Source organism: Phocaeicola sp. GP0067 (assembly GCF_031119655.1).
GTDB lineage: Bacteria > Bacteroidota > Bacteroidia > Bacteroidales > Bacteroidaceae > Phocaeicola > Phocaeicola vulgatus.
Map to the genome: position 1 here is coordinate 1 of NZ_JAVHZY010000047.1, position 18222 is coordinate 18222.

Annotated in this window: 18 protein-coding genes and 5 pseudogenes; 10 read left to right on the forward strand and 13 right to left on the reverse strand. The window is 40.4% G+C overall.

Going from position 1 to position 18222, the window contains the following annotated elements:
• Positions 1 to 229: 229 nt before the first annotated feature.
• A pseudogene (locus RE317_RS20440) lies at positions 230 to 493 on the forward strand (hypothetical protein); the annotation flags it as partial.
• A 95-nt stretch (positions 494 to 588) separates the two neighbouring features.
• Here the strand turns inward: RE317_RS20440 and RE317_RS20445 are convergent.
• The 6 genes and pseudogenes from RE317_RS20445 to RE317_RS20470 all read right to left on the reverse strand — a co-directional run.
• The gene (locus RE317_RS20445; RefSeq protein WP_004323787.1) at positions 589 to 828 is read right to left on the reverse strand and encodes a hypothetical protein; all 240 of its coding nucleotides are present in this window, start codon (positions 826 to 828) and stop codon (positions 589 to 591) included.
• 40 nt (positions 829 to 868) lie between these two features.
• Entirely contained in the window at positions 869 to 1489 is a 621-nt protein-coding gene (locus tag RE317_RS20450) for an HAD family hydrolase (protein ID WP_005849563.1), read from the reverse strand.
• A 12-nt stretch (positions 1490 to 1501) separates the two neighbouring features.
• On the reverse strand, positions 1502 to 2128 hold the full coding sequence (locus tag RE317_RS20455) for an NUDIX hydrolase (RefSeq protein ID WP_008668435.1): 627 nt from the start codon (positions 2126 to 2128) through the stop codon (positions 1502 to 1504).
• Positions 2129 to 2208: 80 nt separating this feature from the next.
• Positions 2209 to 2772, reverse strand: a complete 564-nt coding sequence (locus RE317_RS20460; RefSeq protein WP_004323784.1) for a Crp/Fnr family transcriptional regulator — start codon at positions 2770 to 2772, stop codon at positions 2209 to 2211.
• A 246-nt stretch (positions 2773 to 3018) separates the two neighbouring features.
• On the reverse strand, positions 3019 to 4158 hold the full coding sequence (locus tag RE317_RS20465) for a YhcG family protein (protein WP_005845420.1): 1140 nt from the start codon (positions 4156 to 4158) through the stop codon (positions 3019 to 3021).
• 25 nt (positions 4159 to 4183) lie between these two features.
• Positions 4184 to 4774 (reverse strand): annotated as a pseudogene (locus tag RE317_RS20470) (site-specific integrase); the annotation flags it as partial.
• Here RE317_RS20470 and RE317_RS20475 point away from each other — a divergent pair.
• Positions 4761 to 5225: pseudogene (locus RE317_RS20475) on the forward strand (Fic family protein); the annotation flags it as partial. The pseudogenes RE317_RS20470 and RE317_RS20475 overlap by 14 nt on opposite strands.
• A gap of 103 nt (positions 5226 to 5328) precedes the next feature.
• On the opposite strand, the gene RE317_RS20480 reads toward RE317_RS20475, so the two are convergent.
• Positions 5329 to 6687 (reverse strand): S41 family peptidase, encoded by a 1359-nt coding sequence (locus RE317_RS20480; protein ID WP_008668343.1) that lies wholly within the window; start codon positions 6685 to 6687, stop codon positions 5329 to 5331.
• Positions 6688 to 7062: 375 nt separating this feature from the next.
• A pseudogene (locus RE317_RS20485) lies at positions 7063 to 7467 on the reverse strand (mobilization protein); the annotation flags it as partial.
• Positions 7468 to 7476: 9 nt separating this feature from the next.
• Between RE317_RS20485 and RE317_RS20490 the strand changes: the two are divergent.
• Together RE317_RS20490 and RE317_RS20495 are read left to right on the forward strand one after the other, a co-directional pair.
• Positions 7477 to 7605 (forward strand): annotated as a pseudogene (locus RE317_RS20490) (cell filamentation protein Fic); the annotation flags it as partial.
• 59 nt (positions 7606 to 7664) lie between these two features.
• Complete coding sequence (locus tag RE317_RS20495; protein ID WP_229035953.1) at positions 7665 to 7934, forward strand: DUF3784 domain-containing protein; 270 nt, start codon at positions 7665 to 7667, stop codon at positions 7932 to 7934.
• On the opposite strand, the gene RE317_RS20500 is transcribed toward RE317_RS20495, so the two are convergent.
• Entirely contained in the window at positions 7876 to 8040 is a 165-nt protein-coding gene (locus RE317_RS20500; protein ID WP_005849551.1) for a hypothetical protein, read from the reverse strand. The two genes, RE317_RS20495 and RE317_RS20500, sit on opposite strands and share 59 nt — an antisense overlap.
• Positions 8041 to 8238: 198 nt before the next feature.
• On the opposite strand from RE317_RS20500, the gene RE317_RS20505 reads away from it, so the two are divergent.
• The 3 genes from RE317_RS20505 to RE317_RS20515 are packed head-to-tail and all read left to right on the forward strand — an operon-like array spanning position 8239 to position 11262.
• Positions 8239 to 8577 carry a hypothetical protein gene (locus RE317_RS20505; protein WP_005849549.1) on the forward strand — a complete coding sequence of 113 codons (339 nt, stop codon included), beginning with the start codon at positions 8239 to 8241 and terminating at the stop codon, positions 8575 to 8577.
• Between the two features lie 9 nt (positions 8578 to 8586).
• Positions 8587 to 10908: an outer membrane beta-barrel protein gene (locus RE317_RS20510; protein WP_229532175.1), complete on the forward strand. Its 2322-nt coding sequence runs from the start codon at positions 8587 to 8589 to the stop codon at positions 10906 to 10908.
• Between the two features lie 3 nt (positions 10909 to 10911).
• On the forward strand, positions 10912 to 11262 hold the full coding sequence (locus RE317_RS20515) for a hypothetical protein (protein ID WP_005849545.1): 351 nt from the start codon (positions 10912 to 10914) through the stop codon (positions 11260 to 11262).
• On the opposite strand, the gene RE317_RS20520 is transcribed toward RE317_RS20515, so the two are convergent.
• From RE317_RS20520 to RE317_RS20535, 4 genes are all read right to left on the reverse strand, one after another.
• Positions 11203 to 11967 carry a helix-turn-helix transcriptional regulator gene (locus RE317_RS20520; RefSeq protein ID WP_005845430.1) on the reverse strand — a complete coding sequence of 255 codons (765 nt, stop codon included), beginning with the start codon at positions 11965 to 11967 and terminating at the stop codon, positions 11203 to 11205. The two genes, RE317_RS20515 and RE317_RS20520, sit on opposite strands and share 60 nt — an antisense overlap.
• Before the next feature lie 858 nt (positions 11968 to 12825).
• Positions 12826 to 14463, reverse strand: coding sequence for a B12-binding domain-containing radical SAM protein (locus RE317_RS20525; protein WP_008668337.1), 1638 nt, complete (start codon positions 14461 to 14463; stop codon positions 12826 to 12828).
• A gap of 15 nt (positions 14464 to 14478) precedes the next feature.
• A complete protein-coding gene (locus RE317_RS20530; protein ID WP_008668336.1) occupies positions 14479 to 15000 on the reverse strand; it encodes a GNAT family N-acetyltransferase in 522 nt (173 codons plus the stop codon).
• A gap of 17 nt (positions 15001 to 15017) precedes the next feature.
• Positions 15018 to 15449, reverse strand: coding sequence for a GNAT family N-acetyltransferase (locus RE317_RS20535; RefSeq protein WP_008668335.1), 432 nt, complete (start codon positions 15447 to 15449; stop codon positions 15018 to 15020).
• Between the two features lie 104 nt (positions 15450 to 15553).
• On the opposite strand from RE317_RS20535, the gene RE317_RS20540 reads away from it, so the two are divergent.
• The 3 genes from RE317_RS20540 (at position 15554) to accC (ending at position 18157) form a co-directional block, all read left to right on the forward strand.
• Positions 15554 to 16039 carry a GNAT family N-acetyltransferase gene (locus tag RE317_RS20540; RefSeq protein ID WP_117678020.1) on the forward strand — a complete coding sequence of 162 codons (486 nt, stop codon included), beginning with the start codon at positions 15554 to 15556 and terminating at the stop codon, positions 16037 to 16039.
• Between the two features lie 73 nt (positions 16040 to 16112).
• The gene (locus RE317_RS20545) at positions 16113 to 16469 is read left to right on the forward strand and encodes a DUF488 domain-containing protein (protein WP_011965195.1); all 357 of its coding nucleotides are present in this window, start codon (positions 16113 to 16115) and stop codon (positions 16467 to 16469) included.
• A 176-nt stretch (positions 16470 to 16645) separates the two neighbouring features.
• A complete protein-coding gene (gene accC / locus RE317_RS20550) occupies positions 16646 to 18157 on the forward strand; it encodes an acetyl-CoA carboxylase biotin carboxylase subunit (protein WP_005849536.1) in 1512 nt (503 codons plus the stop codon).
• The last annotated feature ends 65 nt before the right edge of the window (positions 18158 to 18222 follow it).

The window sequence follows — 18222 nt, forward strand, 5'->3', positions numbered from 1 at the left end:
TAACTCCATAAGCTATGAATTTGGAAACAAAGATAACAATTTATAAATTTACCCCTCAGCTTTTTACATTGACCCAAGAAAAGGTGTACTTTAATAGTTTTCTTCCCCATATCTTTATGATTTCTTAACGCTTATCCTATCTTTATCTACCTTATTATTGCCGATGTTTTCGGGAAAAGTGAGATTCTTACCTTATATTTGTAGTAAGAACGTTTAAAGGCGCACGATTATGGAAAATCATATGGAAAACAATTTCAGAGAAATACAGAAGATATTAGATAGTTGTATAGTTCATGACTATAAAACTAAAGTAGATGCACTATTTTTAAAACGTGAATATTTGACGCAAGTTCAGCTAAAGGATTATTTGCGGCAAGAAATTTTCCGTGTGACTGAAAATATTGTAGCCATCCAACAAAAATACCGTGTCGTGCGTAACATTGTATTGGATATGGATATTCCCGATTTTTTGTGGGAAAGCGGTTATTGGAAAGGCTTTGTTTTTCAATCCGCTGTTTGAGTTGTTCCGGGTATTTGATGCGCCATTCAATAAGGCGTATTTCTGTGTTTAAAAGTCCTATCGCTTCATCAATTAGATGCAAATAGGGCATTTTTTTCTTGCTCAAACCGTACACGGTATGACTTAAGACGATATAAACCAAAAGAAAAATAGCGGAGTAATACACTATAATCTTGCTCGTTAATACTGAAATTGGCTACATGGATAGCTAATTCTTCAACAGCTTTTGTTAGTTCAGATGCAGAAACTTTGCGCTGTGAGTATTCCGATAGTAATCGAAAAAAACTCTGTTGTAATAATGCTTTCATCTATTAATATTTTTAATTTCATAATTAGTTAGTTCGTCTTTTATAGAATTTTACTTATATCATTGGGTGTCTTAAAATAATAGTCTGCACGTATAGGATTAGATACATTATTGCTCCATAAAACCAATCCGGAATCAACACCGGCATTGTTGGCACATTGAATATCATAAATACTATCACCAATATAGAGAGCGTTTTCGGGGCTTACATGGGCTTTAGCCAAATATGCTACTAAGGGTGCTGCTTGGGGCTTATGTTCATCAGTATCATCGGCACATACAATTGTGGAAAAATAGTCCGCTAACCCTAATGGCTCAAAATCAGAATAATATTCTTGATATGTTTTGGAGGTTACAATGCCTAAAATATAGCCTCTTGATAAAAGGGATTGCAAGCATTCTTTGATACCTTGAAAAGGTTGAATAGTGTGCTGGAGCAATTTCATATTCCTATCCCATCGTTTCAATGCATCTTCTATGTCAGGTATTTTGAGTAATTCCAACGCATTTCTTCCGGTAATGCCTAAAGCAAATTTCAGACTTTCATATTGAGGTGTGCGTCCTGTTATTTCTGTAATTGTTTTTATTAAAGAGTTGATGACTGCATATTCCGTATCTATCAATGTACCGTCTATGTCGAATACGATATGTTTATATTTCATGTGTTTGATTTATTAGTCAAATAATACTTGCCAGTTTCTATCGTAGTAAGCTGAAAAGCACATTTTTATTTGTTCTTCGTTATTTTTCTCTTTTGCAAGAATAGGTAATTCTTTCAATCCGAAATAAGCACTCTCATCCGTTTCAATATTGGGTCGGAAATATCCGCTTTCAATCTCACAAAGAACAAAAACTTTACAAACATTGTAGGCATAGAGGGGAATATTATGCAAATTTCTATCTTGTATAGCTATTATCCGGATAGCTTTTACATTTAATCCTGCTTCTTCTTTTACTTCTTTTTCTGTATTAGTCTTGATACTCTGATTTATATCGACCCAACCACCGGGTAAAGACCAAGTTCCATTTTTCTCTTTCACAAGCAGTATTTTATCATCTTTGAATATAGCAGCTCGTGTATCTAATTTAGGAGTTTGAAATCCTGTTTCATTGCAAAACAGATTCTTTACTTTTTCTATGGGTATTTCACTTTGCAGACTAAGCATTTCTGCTGCAATTTCTCTAATGCGTTCAAAGCGTTCTATATCAAATACATCTTTGGAGTATGTCAATCCCCCTTGGGCAATGAATTGTAGTTCTTTTGCCCATTCAAGCCATTGTGGTTGTACTGTTTTATTCATATAGTGAATGTTAGTATCGTTATATTGATTTACAAAGGTATGGAAAATGAAATTCTTTATTTTTGTCCTATGTTAAAAAATCATCGGCTTGACCGGATTCTGCTAAGAGAAGGTTGTGTTATTCCTAAAAAAGAGGCAATATGTCCTAAAGTCACTCGGTGGAAAATGCTGGGATATTCTTTTATCAACTTTTCATAACGTTCTTGGGCAGACAAGTTCAGCCGGGAAATATGAATGTCCTGTAAAAGTAGAAAATTTTCTTGCTGTAACACTCTCATCCAATTGGCAATGTCAATACGGGATTTATATAAATCATTCAACTTGTCTATAGAAATGGAGTAGGTTAAAGTTTCTTCTAAGGTTTCTACATATTCAAATCCTGCTTTGTGTCGATATAAATCCCATGAACCACAAGTCGCATCGCCTTCCATAGAAAACCATGTTGTTATTTCTTTTCCATTATGCAGGATATATGAACGTGTTATTCCTTTTTCTATGAAATAGACTTGATTGTCAAAACGACCAGCTTGTATGATGATAGTTTTAGCCGGAAAAGTCTGTTGTTTAAAACAGTACTTTAGCAGATGCAATGAATCATCCGAAACAGGATAGAGTTCTTGTATCTTTCTTATTATATTATCCATTATCAATGTCTTTGCTCTTTCTACAAAAATAATAAAACAGAAAGGGATAATATTGTTGCATTCATAGTTTAAAAAGGAATTTGACTATTTTTAGCAAGGTGGGATGAAAAGAGAACCACGATGTGGATATGTGATATAGGCAAAAGAAATAGGTGGTGCTAAACTATGTTTAGTTTATCCCTTTGTCTATATAGCCAAAACGAACTAAACCAATTTCTAGCAATCTTTTTCAGTCTTGATTTATCCTTAATAGTTTGAGGAAGAAATGAACTCTTTTATTTCTTCCTCGGTTGGAAGTTCTATCATGTACTTCTGTACGAAGATATTCGGATCTAATCCGGCAGTGGCATACTTTACTAATGTATCTCCCTTTTCCGTACAAAGTAGAATACCGATAGGTGGATTATCGTCCGGCTGCATTACTTCCGCTTTAAAGTAGTTAAGGTACATATTTAGTTGCGAGGCGTATTCATGGCGAAATTTGTCTATCTTCAATTCCACAATGATATGGCACTTCAAAATGCGGTGATAGAATACGAGGTCGGCAAAGAAATAATCTTCATCAATCAAGATACGTTTTTGCCGGGCTTCAAAGCAGAAACCATGTCCCATTTCCAACAGGAAGTGTTGCAGGTTATCAAGAATGGATTGTTCCAAATCGTTTTCCGTCACTAATGCACGTTCATTCAATCCTAAGAACTCTAAAGTAACAGGAGTGTTGATAACATCTTTGGGTTGCAATAAGGTTACTTGTTGCTGGACTAAAGCGGAGAGGGCTTCTTTGTTTTTGGATAGTCCGCTACGTTCGTAATATAAAGATGCGATTTGCCGCTCTAACTCTTTTACAGACCAGCATCCACGAATAGTTTCCATTTCATAGAAAGCACGTTTTATCGGGTTCTCAATTCCTGATATAGTATTTAAATGGGTGGAAGATAATCTGTTGAATAATCTATCAGCTGGAATCATCCATGTTTCGGTTTGTGGGTATTTTGTTGATAGCTTCCAAACGCCATTTTCAGATCCGGCGGTCACCAACCGCCGAATTGGTTCAGTGAATTCGGCGGTCAATGACTGCCGAATTTGGATTTGTGATGCAATATATTGTGTGACAGACTCTTTTAGCTGTGGATAAACAAGATATAACCGTCTAAACTCTCGGAATCTTCGTTCATTCAGACCTTTTGTTTTTAGCCGTTGTTCCAGCTTTTTCAACAATTGTTCACCGTAGGCGGCACGGTCTTCTCCGTTCTGTTCGAACTCCACGATATAGCAACCCATAAGCCAGTTACGGGAAGTAAGGGCAAGGTTTACAGCATGTGCGGCTTGTGCCTGCAACGTGTTCTGTATCGTGCTGATATGTTTTACTAATGCTTCAAAGTTCATAGTTACAAAGATAAGTCTTTTATGATTAAAACTTTAATTCGGGTAAGCTGTTTATAGCTTCCTCTTTCAATTTATCCACCGCACGGGTGTATTTCTCCGTATGCTTCAATCCACTATGCCCTAAAAGGCTGGCTACGGTTTTGATATTTGCCCCATTGTTCAAAATGTTCACGGCAAACGAATGCCGAGCACAATGCCAGCTTATATGTTTGTCTATCCCCGCTCTCTTTACCCAACGCTTTACTGATTTACAGCAGCTTTCGTATGTAGACAAATCGAATATCAAACAGTTCTTATCTGTCGGAACTTCACCAATGATAGACAATAGGCCGTCATTCAAAGGAATAACCACACCACTACTGGCAGAATGTCCCTTGGCCTTGCTTTGCTCGAACTTCAATAATCGGTTAGCATAATCCACATTTTTAAAAGTAAGATCTTTTACATTGCAGAAGCGCAGACCGCAATATAGGCAAAAGATAAACGCTTGTCTGACTGTAGGGTTTTCGTTGTCATAATGACAAGCCATCAGCTTTTGTACTTCTTTGGGCGAAAGCACATCTTTCCGAAGCATCTGACTATCCACTTTGCAGGTAATATCTTTGCAAGGGTCTTTCGATTCTTCCAAAGGAGAATTTCGCTTATGTGGTGTTACGGCTGATGTTGGCGGACATTCTTACATGAACTATCTGAAAGTTCCTGTTAAGGTGGATGAACTTTGTGCGATTCTGCAAAAGAAGCAAAAGAAAATGGGAACATTTCGGGAACAATACGAATTGAGCTTTAATGCTCACCTTAATTTAGTAACTATTCATCCGTGGGTGGACGGCGACGGAAGAACGGCTCGATTACTGATGAACTACATCCAGTTTTGTTATCACCTTTTTCCTACTAAGATATTCAAAGAGGATAGGGAAGAATATATCCTTTCTCTACGCCAATGTCAGGACGAAGAAACCAACCGGCCGTTTTTGTCGTTTATGGCAGGGCAGTTGAAGAAATCGCTTTCTTTGGAGATTGAAAGGTTTAAAGCTTCGCAAAAGAAAGTGTTCAGTTTTATGTTTTAGAAGTGTGAAAACCTGTATCTCTGTGATAAATGCTGAAAATCAGTAGATTACAAAATAGATACTCAGTTTTATATCCAATAATGTAAAGCTGGGTGTTTTTGTATTATTTAAGGTTTACTACTTTGGTTGTGATTATATCAATAGCCATGTTAAGTTGATTGTCTTTTCCTCTCAAAAAATCAATGAAATCCGATTTCACTTCTATGTCTGGTAATATTCCAGTGTCATTGAGTTGTGAGCCTTCGTTTGTAATATAAGCCTTTGCGCTTATCATAGCTTTATATCCATAAGGTAAATCGATGAACATAGGTTCCCCTATACAGCCAATAGTTGGTTCTCCAACAATAACGGCACGATTGTTTTCTTTCATTAGTTGCACAAAGTCTTCAGCTGCAGAGCCAACATATTGTCCAGACAAAATAGCCATAGGTTGGGTTAGCTTTAAAGAGTCAGGAACTCCGTTTTTGTAAGGTGGATAATAAATTTCTTCCATTGCTAGTCCCTTAAAGTATTCTTCAAACGTTTTGTCTGTTGAGCCATACCCTTTATACGAAGCTATATGTTTTCTGGTTACCCATTTCCCTTTATTTCGAAAATCTTTTCCGGGCATTGAACAATACGCCAGTAAATACCAAGCTTGGTCAGTTCCTCCCCGGTTTCCTCTGACATCAACAATAAGCCCTTTGCATTTCAATAGCTTTGGTAGATTTCGATAAAAGATTTGTTGGATTTCTCCAACTTTATTTCCAGCACAAGTTGATAAGTGTATATATACAATGTTGTTTTTCAGGTATTTGATTGTTATCGGAACACTGTAGGCTGTGTCAGCCATTATGAATTCCTTTTTGTTCTGTAAATAATTGCGTGTAAGTTCAATATCCTTTCTTTTACCTTTCGGCGTTTTTATTGAAAGATGAACTTTGGAATTAATTTTACCGTATAACATTTCAGTTACAGCTTTGTCGAATTTCCAATGCGCAGTGGATGCACCTATATATTGGTAAACCGAATCTTTTAGAAAATCCATTACTGGTATTCCATTTACTGCGGTTATTTCGCTTTTTATAGGTATTGATTTCAGCAATTTTTTATCTATGTTTTTTACGTAAATGTGTTCCCCGATGTTTGATGTTATGATAGGGGGCATATCATAAGGCAGCTTTTGAGGGGGGATGATACGTGTATGGGCTTCGTTCATATTTGCCATAAAAGAAGAAAGGATGCGGTAATATTCATATTCATCTTTTACATTTTCTATTTTAGGCAAATAATTTAAGTACAGGCTGTCTAATCTGTGCTTTTGAAAATAAGATGGAAAAGCAAAATTATATTCAAGTTCTTTCCAAATCATAGATAACGAATATATGCGTTCTTTTTTACTTGGAAGGTTGCTTTGAGGAAAGATATTCAGTGGAAATGTAATACATAATGCAAGTAATGTGGTTATAAGCTGTTGCTTCATAGATTCAAATGATTTATTAGATGAGATAATACATCACAAAAATAATAAAAGTAGAACTTATTAGCAATCAGAATTGTATTTTTATCTTACTGTAATTGGGGATGTATCCAAGGAATTCTTAAAAAACGTGAGCCACCTATGTCACGTTTAAGTGAAGGTCGTAGGAAACCTTTGAAGCATATGTAGCAATAGTCGTCCACGCTATATGCGTCAGAACCACTATGATGTCTCTTGTATCAGTCTGAAAATTTCCTACGTTTTCACTTATAAAATAAACATAACGTTTCTTCTTTTCTTTTATGTCTTGGAAAGAGTTGTCTCTATCCGAATACAAAATTCGGCTATTTAATTGATTTTTGTATATATAGAACGGAATTATAACTTGAATCCTCTGCTTCTTTCTTAGCTCTTCCGCAGACTGTCGCAAACCTTGCCTTAATTTCTCTCACTGCTCCTTAAACCATTCGCCTATTGGTTGCCTGTTTACTGTAAGCACTAATTTATTATCATCAACCGGACTTTTTCCCACTTTGAAAATGTCATTCTTGATTTCAAATTTTCGTCTATGTTCTTCGGGATAAAGTTTTCCGCTGCATCTGATAGCTTTCTTTTTTCAAAAGACTATTTACCATATCTTTGGTAAATTCGATGGCATAACACGGCTTTTCTGTTCTTAGTGCCTCTTTGTTTGTGTAACGGGAACCAACTGAATGCCTTTTCAAGGAAGGTGTTCAGCCGTAATATTTTCTTGTTTTTGGAAGCAAGTTTCTGGTGATGTATTAGTTTGAACAATGTCAGGACGAAGAAACCAACCAGCCGTTTTTGTCGTTTATGGCAGGGCAGTTGAAGAAATCGCTTTCTTTGGAGATTGAAAGGTTTAAAGTTTCGCAAAAGAAAGTGTTCAGTTTTATGTTTTAAGTATCATATAAATGGAGACACCAGTGTTGATAATAGCAGCTGTTCTGTTTGTATTGGGAATGCTCGTAAGGAAATATCCCAACCTCATAGCGGGCTATAACACAATGACTGCTGAGCAAAAAAAGAATGTGGATGTCAAAGGACTGTCTAACTTCATGTGTCGCTCGCTTTGCGTGATTGCTGTGCTTATGATTGTGTCATATTTCGTAATGGTTGCAAGGTCAGTAAACGAAAAAGCGGTGTCAGTTGTGTCGACAACGCTCATACCAATCATCGGTTCAATATATATGGTGGTAAAGGCGCAGCGATACGATAGAAACGGTAAATGAATAAAACGGGAATCGGGTCGATATGGGAAATCTGATATTCGTCTTTTGAGGTAAAAGGAACGACGGCATACCTGTCCTTCCGCCTGCAAGGGTGTAAATCAAGCATTGGGTTTATACCTTTTTTTACGTTCCAAAAATCAACTACAGGTTTAGTCTTTACTATGGGTAAACCTATTCACTCCCTTCTTTATATGTATTATATCTCCTCTTTTTTAGCTCCTGTAATCAAAACTACTCTACAGGGTAGTGGAGAAGTCTTCGGAAGTGTGGAACTTTGCTGCAGAAATCAAAAAAACATCGTACAATGAAAAATGTATTTTATATTGTAACAGTAATTTTCTTGACTGTCATAGGTTTGACAGTTAATGCAAAGCCACGTTGTCAAGGTTTCAACAATTACGACAACAAAGTAACCATCGTTTTCACGGACAATCAAGCCAAAGACAAATACACGGTTTCTGATGTAAAACTCATTCCGTCATCATGGAGTGAAAAAGAATATCCGGCAACATCCGTAGAAGTAACAGTAAAAAAGGGGGTGGCCACTGTCACACTCACATTTCCTCATGTCACGCAATTCTCAAATCCCCAAGTGACGCTCCGGATAAATGGAAAGAAAAGCAAATTCAAAGTGTGCCAATAGGATATATCAATGAAAAAGATGAAAATGTATTTGGTCATGCTTGTCGTGAGCATGTTGCTGCCGATGAGAGTGTCGGCACAAACCGTGAAGGGGAAACTTGTAGATGAAAGTAACCATCCGTTGCCATATGCCAATGTGGTGCTGCTGTTTCTGCCGGATTCGGCATTTGTAAGTGGAACCATCAGTGGTGAAGATGGTTTGTTTAAGCTGGAAGCTACATCGGTAAACCAGATAGTGAAAATATCCTCTATCGGATATAAGACAGTGTATAAACCGACTACTCCTGCCAATATGGGTATCGTGCAGCTCGTATCGGATGCACGGATGCTTGGAGAAGTGGTAGTAAAAGCCAATTTGCCTGTGACACGCATAAAGAATGATGCTCTGGAAACCAATGTGCAGGGTACAGTTCTCTCGAAAGCCGGAACAGCTGAAGATGTATTGGCGCATATACCCGGTTTACAAAAAAAGGCTGATGGATTTGAGGTGTTGGGTAAAGGTTCACCGCTTATCTATATCAACGGTAGAAAATTACGTGATATCGCTGAACTGGACCAACTGACATCGGAGGAAATTAAAAGCGTAGAAGTTGTTCGTAATCCCGGTGCCCGTTATGATGCAACGGTAGGGGCAGTTGTTCGTATCCGTACTGTCAAACGACAAGGAGATGGATTTGGAGTGAGTTTGCGAAGTTCCTATGATCAATCTCAAAATTCAGACTTTGTAGAGCAAGCCGATGTAAACTATCGGCATAACGGTCTTGATGTTTTCGCTATGGTCCGTTTTGATAAAACTACCTCCTTGCAAAACGATATTCTGGAGCAAACGGCCTTTACCGATACCATATGGACGCAAAAGAATTATCAGCACTCTAATACCGATTCTCGCAGTATAGACGGACGCATCGGATTCAATTATGATTTTAATGAGTATCATTCCATAGGTGTACGTTATGATTTGAGCAATGCCCTGCATACAGATATGTTTACCGCCTTCGATAGCGAGATTCAGGCAGATGGATTGCCTTACGATATTTTATATAGTACCATTGCTGCCGATGCAAAATCACAACCGGAACATCAGCTTAATATTTACTATGCAGGACAAATAGGCAAAGGAGAACTTACCTGGGATGCAGGCTATTACAGCAATACATACACGCAATATACCATTAATATGGAGAATAGTCAGGACCATGAAGACCGTACTGTCACTTCTGATAACAGGGTGGAAAATCAACTTACTGCCACCAAAGTTTCATACACTCATCCCTTATGGGGAGGAAGTATCTCTGTGGGAGGAGAATATACCTATACCAACCGGCATGATGATTATGTAAATCAGGAAGGATATGTACCTACAACCTATACCCGCATCCGTGAACAGAATCTTGCCGGCTATGCACAGTACAGCCATCCTTTACCATTCGGTCAGGCAAACATTGGCTTGCGATATGAGCATGTGGATTTTGATTATTTTGAAAATGCTACATTTGTACCCGGACAAAGCCGTGTATATGATAATATCTTTCCAAATATTTCTGTGAACGGGCAATTGGGGAAAGTACAATTCCAAGTCAGCTATGCTGCAAAAACACAGCGTCCCAACTACAGTCAGTTAAGAAATAATATCACTTATGCCAATAGGTTTACATGGCAAACGGGAAATCCACTCCTAAAACCAAGTGTTACGCATGATATAACCGCTGTTGGTGTATGGCGGTTCTTTCAGGCAATGGTAAGCTACAAAGTGGTTCGGGACTATATCCTTTATTGGGGAACACAGGTGGAAAATCAGTCGGCTACTACTTTAATAAACTATATCAATCACGACCGTTTACCGAGTCTGACAGTAATGCTGGCAGCTTCGCCTACTATTGGTATATGGAATCTTAATGCCAGCGCAATTGTGATGAAGCAGTGGTTCTCGTTGGATGCCGCCGGTCAGAGAAGGACCTATAACAATCCACTTTTTGTAGGTTCCTTAAACAATACTTTTACTCTTCCTGCAGGATTCCTTCTCTCTGCTGATTTTAATTATCAAAGTCGTGGTCAGGTTCAGAATATCACCCTTAAACGTCCACAATATACTTTGAACATAGGCTTACGCAAATCCCTTTTTAATGATGCCCTAAGTATAGAAGCGCGTGCAAATGACTTGTTGTTAGGTTGTAAGCAGGAAGCACTTCTTTATATGGAGAGTGCACAAATGAAGGATTTGTCTTGGAGTGATACACGCTCGTTCAGTCTTACAGTGCGCTACAAGTTTAATGCAGCCAAAAGCAAGTATAAAGGTACGGGAGCAGGACAGGATACAATAAACCGTATGTAAATTATGACAGCATCAATTTCCTATATAAATCTCTCATGGGCAGTTGTGGGCATCATCGACAAGGACGTCCGCAACGGCCTTCAATCCATGAAGCGTCCGGACGAACCGATAGAAGTTACCATCGAAAGGTATGTAATCGGTTATCTGGTCTTCTGGCATATTGCCTTTATTGATAAAGAAAAGATGAACAGATGTAACGATGAAAAGGTCATCGAACTTGGACGGAAGAAAATGGAGGAATACATATTCTCACATCCTCCTATAGCTACTTTGCCAAAGTTCTACATTGTGTTCCTAAATCAACCTCAGATTGGCTGCGATACCCACGGCCTCAGTGATGTTTTCTGCGTGTAGTTTCTCGAAGATTTTCTTCTTGTGAAACTTGACGGTATTGGCATCAATAAAGAGAGTTTCTCCAATCTCAGTGTTCGACAGTCCTTTGACGGAGAGCTGGAGAATCTCTTTTTCACGGTCGGAAAGAATTAGTTCCGGCTGTTTTCTCCATCGTCTGCCCTCGAATGAATAGATATAGTGGTCAGTACATGTATGGTCTGATATGACTACATCTCCGATGTTTTTCTCCGGTGAAAGTGAAACTGTACATAGAGCCAGCCATATATCTCCCTTGCCACTTAGCAAAACGGGTGTTAGTTTGTGGTGGATAAGGTGCGGATGCTTTTCTGATGTGTGGATATGAAAGTTATATTCGATAGACAAGTCAAGCCTTTTTTCTATAGGCTGGTCATAGTAGAACCGGAATCCAGCTTCGTTGATTTCCATAAGACGGTTTATCTCGTCAGACGGAACAACCTCAAAGTAGAAAGCATAACCTTTTTGTTGCACTTCTTCCGGTGAATGACCGCAGAGAAAAAGCGGGTTGGACGATACGTAAAGGAAATTCTTGCGGTGATAGTCTATGATATATAGGCTATGATTGGTATTGCGGGCCAAAGCATCAGCCATGACAATACATACATCGGTTTTTGCATACTCGCTATCTGGTATTTGTATGTCCGTATTTATAGGGCGAAAGAAATTGCTTATAATATTTTGTTGCATAATTGATGTTCTGATTTAGTATTGCAAAGTTATAAAAAGTACAGACCATAATAAAAATGGTCTGTACTTTTTAGTTTATATTCTGAGCCCTCTATTTTTTCTTGGCTCCTCCTCTGACTGTCGTAAACTTCGTCTTAACTTTTCCCATTGTTTAGAGGTTTTATCCCGATTTAGGTACTGTAGCCAGGTAATTATACTAAATAGTTGATTTTCTTTTATTTCCTGATATTACAAAGGTACAAAAGAAAATGAGATTTCAAAGTGTACTAAAAACGTACTGAATAATAGGAAACGGGCAAAATAGGGAAAAATGGAGAATATAGGAAATATGCAAATAGTTGATAATAAGGGAAATAAATACTTTTGTTATCCTATGATTTCTATGGCTTGTACCCGATATTTCACTTGGGTGAAAAGGGCTTTTCATCTGTGTGAATATCCGTTGTCACTAAAGTGGAATCACTGCTTCACATAGGTGAGGCAACAGTATATATTGGAAGTTAACGCAATGACATCCTATTAAATTAAATGAAAGCACGGCATGTCCTGTCAGATCCAATCTGATATCTGCGGCTCTTATACAAATAATGGGCGAATGTTTCCATCTCCATTGCCTACATACCGATTCAGGGACATTATGGATGTTTTTACACGGTAAATCGCTGGTAATGAGAGAGATGGTGTGATAGAAGAATTTTATGTTTTACATAAGACGAAATCACCTTTTCCTTTGGTTCTTATCCGGATTACTCTTGTTGGGCTCTTTCAGCCGCTTGGCTTCACTTCTATAAAGTAATACTAAATCAAAATCGAGCATTACTTTTTGAAACCAACAGCTTCTCCTGATGTAGTAACGTTTTACGTTCTTGCCTTGAATACAGGACTTGCTTTTTGTATCTCCGACTCAAAGCCGAACCAGTAGCCATGTTCCCCCTTTTCATCGGCAGGAAGGAAACACAGACGAAGGCTTTCTTTGTATTCTCCATAAATGATATTCCAAGTGGCAGGAGGGATTTGTCGTTTGGTCCATACTTTCTCGGCAGGGAGTTTTTTCAGTGACATGCCTGCTTCTATCCAGGCAATAGTAGCCTGTATCTGGTATTCGGGGTAGTTTTGTTTGCAGAACTCATACAGTATCAAGCCTCGTTTCTCCAGACTCATGGGCTGGTCTATCAGATTGACTTTTGTTAAATATGCAAGAAAACGATGGAGGAATTGTTTGTCATTCAAAATGAGTTCACGTGTCAGTGTCTGCCATGCCGGTGTGTTGTAAAATCCGTCCAACAAGCGTGAAAGTTGGCGGGCTGTCTGCAATTCACTGACACTGATCTCGTGGGTTTGTAGCACTTCGTATGGCGGCAGAGGGGAATATTTGATTCCTAACTCTTCCGCCCTCCGGCGCATTTCGGTTCCGGGAAGCAGCTTGAGTGACTCCAGTTGGATTTCTCCCGCAGCATATCCGGCAAGGGTACGGACATCTTCAAATATCTCATGAAGGTGATAAAGAGGCAGGCCGGCAATAAGGTCGGCGTGGGTTTCCATGTTGGGCAAGGCGCATAGGAATCTCAGACCATCCAGTGCATCAGATAGTTTGCCCATCCGGCGGCTTTTCTCAAGTACAGGTTCGCGCAGGCTCTGGATGCCGGCTTCCAGATGAAGCAGTCCTTTGGGCAGCAGGCTGAGTTCTTCTTTCAGCTCTTCTGACAACAGGGCGGGATGTATTTCCAGATGGAAGCGGATATCGGGATGGAATTCCAGAAAGAGCCGGAGTAGTTCTTTGGCTCTTCGAGGGTTGTAATTAAAAGTACGGTCTAATACGCGTACATTTTTGATGCCATGTGCATGGATGAGTTGTAGCCTTTCGCGGATGCTTTCGATGGAAAGGGTGCGTACCGGTTTTTCACCGCCGCTGACACAGAAGGCGCAGGTGTTGAAACATCCGCGTGTTGTTTCCAGTTGGACAAAGGGCTTGCTCCAGTTAAAGAAACGGCTTTGTTCTGGCGGGACGAGTCCGGCGAAATTCAGTACGCGGGCTATGCCGTTGTCTTTATATTCTTTGTTAGGAGTGAGGTAACAGAGTCCGGGCACGGTGTGCCATTGTTCCGGATGGTTCCAGCAGGTCAACCATTGTGGAAAGACTTCTTCTCCTTCTCCTCTGAAAACACAATCCACAAATGGATTTTTGCGGAGGAACTCTTCATTGTCTCCCAGAAATTCCGGACCGCCCAGCACCAGGCAGGCTTCGGGGAGCAATGCTTTTACTCTGGAAGCGACATGCATCAGTTGCTCATGGTTGAAAAGCCAGGTGGTTGCGGCAAGGATGTCGGGTCGGTGGCGGTAGATCTCATCGACAATCATTCCTGTATTTTCGTTGATGGTGGCAGATACGATTTCCCATTCTATAGAAGGGTCTGTCATGATTTGTGCATGTAGGGCTGGCAGTGCCAATGAGGAATGGGCATATGAACTGTTCAGGTCTATCCAGAGAATCTTCATGTTTCTTTTTCTTGTTTATTCGGTCGGCAAAGATAACTCTTTTTCGGTTAATGTCCGCTGGTAAGCGATGCGGGATGTGCCATTGTGGGTATAAATGATGCCACAACGCCGGAAACCGTACTTTTTCAGGATATTCTGCATCACAAGGTTGTCGTGGTGGGTATCTACCCGGATATTGTTGCAATGTTCGAAACACCATTTGAGGCAGGCGTCAGCTACTCCCTTCTGTTTGCCGTTGGTAGCCATGCGGTGAATGACGTAATATGGTTCGTTGTTCAGCCAGTTGCCGTCATCAATGCGGGCATACGTGGGGTCCTCTCCGGGAATAAAACAGAATGTGCCTATTATTTCTCCGTTTTCATTTTCGCAAACATAGTTGGTTCCGTTGGTTATTTCTCGCAGAATCAATTCAACGGAAGGATAACCGTTTATCCATTGGTTGGGGTTGCCATGCTCTTTCATGAACTGACGGGCATAGTGGAATATTTCTATAATTGCATCCAAATCTTTGGGCAATGAATGTCTGATTGTTATCATATTGAAATAGGAATGGGTTATTCTAAATTCATTCTGTACACATTGGTCTGCTTTTGTTCGAAGCCTAATTTTTGATATAGCTTGTTGGCTGCTATCCGTGTGGGGTTTGAAGTAAGCATAATAAGAGGTATGCCTTGTTCCTTCACAAACCGGACAGCGTGGGTGACCAGCTGTTTGCTGAGTCCTTGTCCCCGGTATTTTTCATCCACTACCACATCTTCAATCCACGCTTTGCCGCCTGTGGGGCTGTGATAGATGCCTACAGTCAGCATTCCCGCAATTTCCTGATCAGCCAGTAAGAAAAACAGATGGGTGTTTTCTTGGGATATGATCTCTCTGAGGGTTGTCCCGGTCAGTTTTACCGGGCGGTTTGTGAGCTGCTCCAGCAGTTTTTGTACTGCATCGGTGTAGGCTGGGATAAAGTCTTTTACTTCTACTATTTCTGTCATTTTTATAGCTGAAATTAGAATCGGCTGTAAATATAGTGATTATTCTCCAGATAACTGATTATTTTTTTATATCTTGCTTACGTTTTAATAATAGATATGACATTATGATTAGACGAGTGGAACTTCAGGATGCCAAAGCCATCACAACGATATACAATGAATATGTCGGGCACAGTGTGGCTACATTTGAAACGGAACCTTTGAGAGAGGAGGATATGCGTAACCGTATTGCCGGAATTGCCGTCCGTTTTCCCTATTTTGTGTATGAGGAAGAAGGGAAAGTAGTGGGTTATTGTTATGCCCATTTGTGGAAGGAGAGGGCTGCTTACAGGCATACGTTGGAAACAACGGTCTATTTAGCTCCCGGATACGAGGGGAAGGGCATAGGCAGGGAGTTGATGGAAAGATTGATTGAAGAATGTCGTAGGGACGGGTATCGTGCACTGATAGCCTGTGTCACAGAGGGAAATGCTGTCAGTGATGCTTTGCATTTGAGGCTGGGATTTAAAAAAGTTTCCCATTTTAAGAAGGTAGGACTGAAATTCGGACGATGGTTGGATGTAGTGGATTACGAGTTGCTGTTATCCTGAAACCACTGTCCGGAATGAACTTTTTAGGGTTATATGGAGTTATAAGCTTGTACCTAAATTAAAATAACCAACTATGACTCAAGTAAACATCAAGAGGGTTTATGATGAACCTTCTGAACAAGACGGCTATCGTGTTTTGGTAGACCGCCTGTGGCCCCGTGGCATGAAGCGGGAATATTTGAAATACGATTATTGGGCAAAAGAGGTCACTCCATCCAATGATTTAAGGAAATGGTTTCATGCGGATATAGAAAAAAGATGGGGGGCTTTTGCAGATATGTATCAAAAAGAATTGAAAGAATCGGATGCCGCTAAAGCGTTCATTGATAAGATAAAAGCTTATTCGAAAGTAACATTACTTTACGCTTCGAAAGAACAGGAGCGAAATCATGCTAATGTATTGAAACATTATTTAGACACACATTTGTAGTTTTTGTGCAAAAAACAAGTATCTTTGCAGCCAATTATGGCTCCCACTTCTAAAAAACAGGGAGTTTTCGTTAAATAATCAATACTAATGAGAGATGCCACCCATGTAAGATGTGTTCATGTATAATGAATGCATCTGTAATTTTGTGTGACATTTCGGGTAAAAAGAGAAAGATTATGATACAAAAGGTTCTAATTGCCAACCGTGGCGAGATAGCCGTGCGCGTTATGCGCTCTTGCAAAGAGATGGGTATCCGCACTGTGGCTGTTTTCTCGGAAGCCGACCGTACGGCGCGTCATGTGATGTATGCAGACGAAGCCTGTCTGATAGGGCCTGCCGCTTCCAAAGAAAGTTATCTGAATATAGATAATATCATTAAAGCTGCAAGGCAACATCATGCCGATGCCATTCATCCCGGTTATGGTTTTTTGTCCGAGAATGCTGATTTTGCCCGCCGGTGCAAAGAGGAGGGGATCATCTTTATCGGCCCTGCCGCCGAGACGATGGAAGCGATGGGTGACAAGATTGCCGCCCGTAAGCGTATGATTGCCGCAGGTGTTCCCGTGGTCCCCGGTACGGAACAGCCGTTGCAAAGTGCCGAAGAGGCGGTACGTATCTGTAATGAAATAGGCTATCCTGTCATGTTGAAGGCTTCTATGGGAGGCGGCGGTAAAGGGATGAGGCTGATACACAGTGAAGATGAAGTGGTGGAGGCATATAACACCGCCCGTTCCGAGTCCATGTCTTCTTTCGGGGATGATACGGTTTATCTGGAAAAATTTGTGGAGGAACCCCATCATATAGAATTTCAAATACTGGGTGACAATCATGGCAATGTAATCCATCTGTTTGACCGCGAGTGTTCTGTTCAGCGTCGCAACCAAAAGATTGTAGAGGAGAGCCCGTCTCCGTTCCTTACTCCGGAACTCCGTCAGGAGATGGGGGAAAAGGCGGTGGCTGCTGCCAGGGCAGTGAACTATTCGGGAGCCGGGACTATCGAGTTTCTGGTGGACAAGAACCGCAATTTCTATTTTCTGGAGATGAATACCCGTCTCCAGGTGGAGCATCCCATTACCGAAGAAGTGGTGGGCGTGGACTTGGTGAAAGAGCAGATCCGCATTGCCAATGATGAAGTGCTGCATTTGAAACAGGAAGAGCTGTATCAGCGCGGTCATGCCATCGAATGTCGTATCTGTGCGGAAGACACGGAGAACAACTTCATGCCTTCGCCGGGTATTATCAAACAGCTGACGGAGCCTAACGGCATCGGCGTACGCATTGACAGCTACGTGTACGAAGGGTACGAGATTCCTGTCTTTTACGACCCGATGATAGGCAAGTTGATCGTGTGGGCCACAACCCGCCAGTATGCCATAGAGCGTATGCGCCGTGTGCTTTACGAGTACAAGATTACGGGCTTGAAGACCAACCTCAGTTATCTGAAACGCATTATGCATACCCCCGACTTTGTGAAGGGTGAGTATAATACCTTATTTATAGAGAAGAACTCCCGTATGCTGCTCCGTGGCAACGGCAACAATGAGGAGATTGAAAACATGGCCATGATCGCCTCTTATATTGACTATCTGATGAATCTGGAAGAGAACAAGAGTCCCCAGCTGTCTGATGCCCGTCCCATCAGCCGTTGGCGTGAGTTCGGCTTGCAGAAAGGAGTGTTGAGAATCTGATTCTTCATTTAATTAAGCAAAAGTATGGAAATACATATTGGAGACCGCGTAGCCGATGTGACGTT

Bases quoted from the DNA above. Each gene is read 5' to 3' on its own strand.
- RE317_RS20445 (WP_004323787.1), bottom strand. From the start codon at position 828: ATGAAAGCATTATTACAACAGAGTTTTTTTCGATTACTATCGGAATAC.
- RE317_RS20450 (WP_005849563.1), bottom strand. From the start codon at position 1,489: ATGAAATATAAACATATCGTATTCGACATAGACGGTACATTGATAGAT.
- RE317_RS20455 (WP_008668435.1), bottom strand. From the start codon at position 2,128: ATGAATAAAACAGTACAACCACAATGGCTTGAATGGGCAAAAGAACTA.
- RE317_RS20460 (WP_004323784.1), bottom strand. From the start codon at position 2,772: ATGGATAATATAATAAGAAAGATACAAGAACTCTATCCTGTTTCGGAT.
- RE317_RS20465 (WP_005845420.1), bottom strand. From the start codon at position 4,158: ATGAACTTTGAAGCATTAGTAAAACATATCAGCACGATACAGAACACG.
- RE317_RS20480 (WP_008668343.1), bottom strand. From the start codon at position 6,687: ATGAAGCAACAGCTTATAACCACATTACTTGCATTATGTATTACATTT.
- RE317_RS20495 (WP_229035953.1), top strand. From the start codon at position 7,665: ATGCTCGTAAGGAAATATCCCAACCTCATAGCGGGCTATAACACAATG.
- RE317_RS20500 (WP_005849551.1), bottom strand. From the start codon at position 8,040: ATGCTTGATTTACACCCTTGCAGGCGGAAGGACAGGTATGCCGTCGTT.
- RE317_RS20505 (WP_005849549.1), top strand. From the start codon at position 8,239: ATGAAAAATGTATTTTATATTGTAACAGTAATTTTCTTGACTGTCATA.
- RE317_RS20510 (WP_229532175.1), top strand. From the start codon at position 8,587: ATGAAAAAGATGAAAATGTATTTGGTCATGCTTGTCGTGAGCATGTTG.
- RE317_RS20515 (WP_005849545.1), top strand. From the start codon at position 10,912: ATGACAGCATCAATTTCCTATATAAATCTCTCATGGGCAGTTGTGGGC.
- RE317_RS20520 (WP_005845430.1), bottom strand. From the start codon at position 11,967: ATGCAACAAAATATTATAAGCAATTTCTTTCGCCCTATAAATACGGAC.
- RE317_RS20525 (WP_008668337.1), bottom strand. From the start codon at position 14,463: ATGAAGATTCTCTGGATAGACCTGAACAGTTCATATGCCCATTCCTCA.
- RE317_RS20530 (WP_008668336.1), bottom strand. From the start codon at position 15,000: ATGATAACAATCAGACATTCATTGCCCAAAGATTTGGATGCAATTATA.
- RE317_RS20535 (WP_008668335.1), bottom strand. From the start codon at position 15,449: ATGACAGAAATAGTAGAAGTAAAAGACTTTATCCCAGCCTACACCGAT.
- RE317_RS20540 (WP_117678020.1), top strand. From the start codon at position 15,554: ATGATTAGACGAGTGGAACTTCAGGATGCCAAAGCCATCACAACGATA.
- RE317_RS20545 (WP_011965195.1), top strand. From the start codon at position 16,113: ATGACTCAAGTAAACATCAAGAGGGTTTATGATGAACCTTCTGAACAA.
- accC (WP_005849536.1), top strand. From the start codon at position 16,646: ATGATACAAAAGGTTCTAATTGCCAACCGTGGCGAGATAGCCGTGCGC.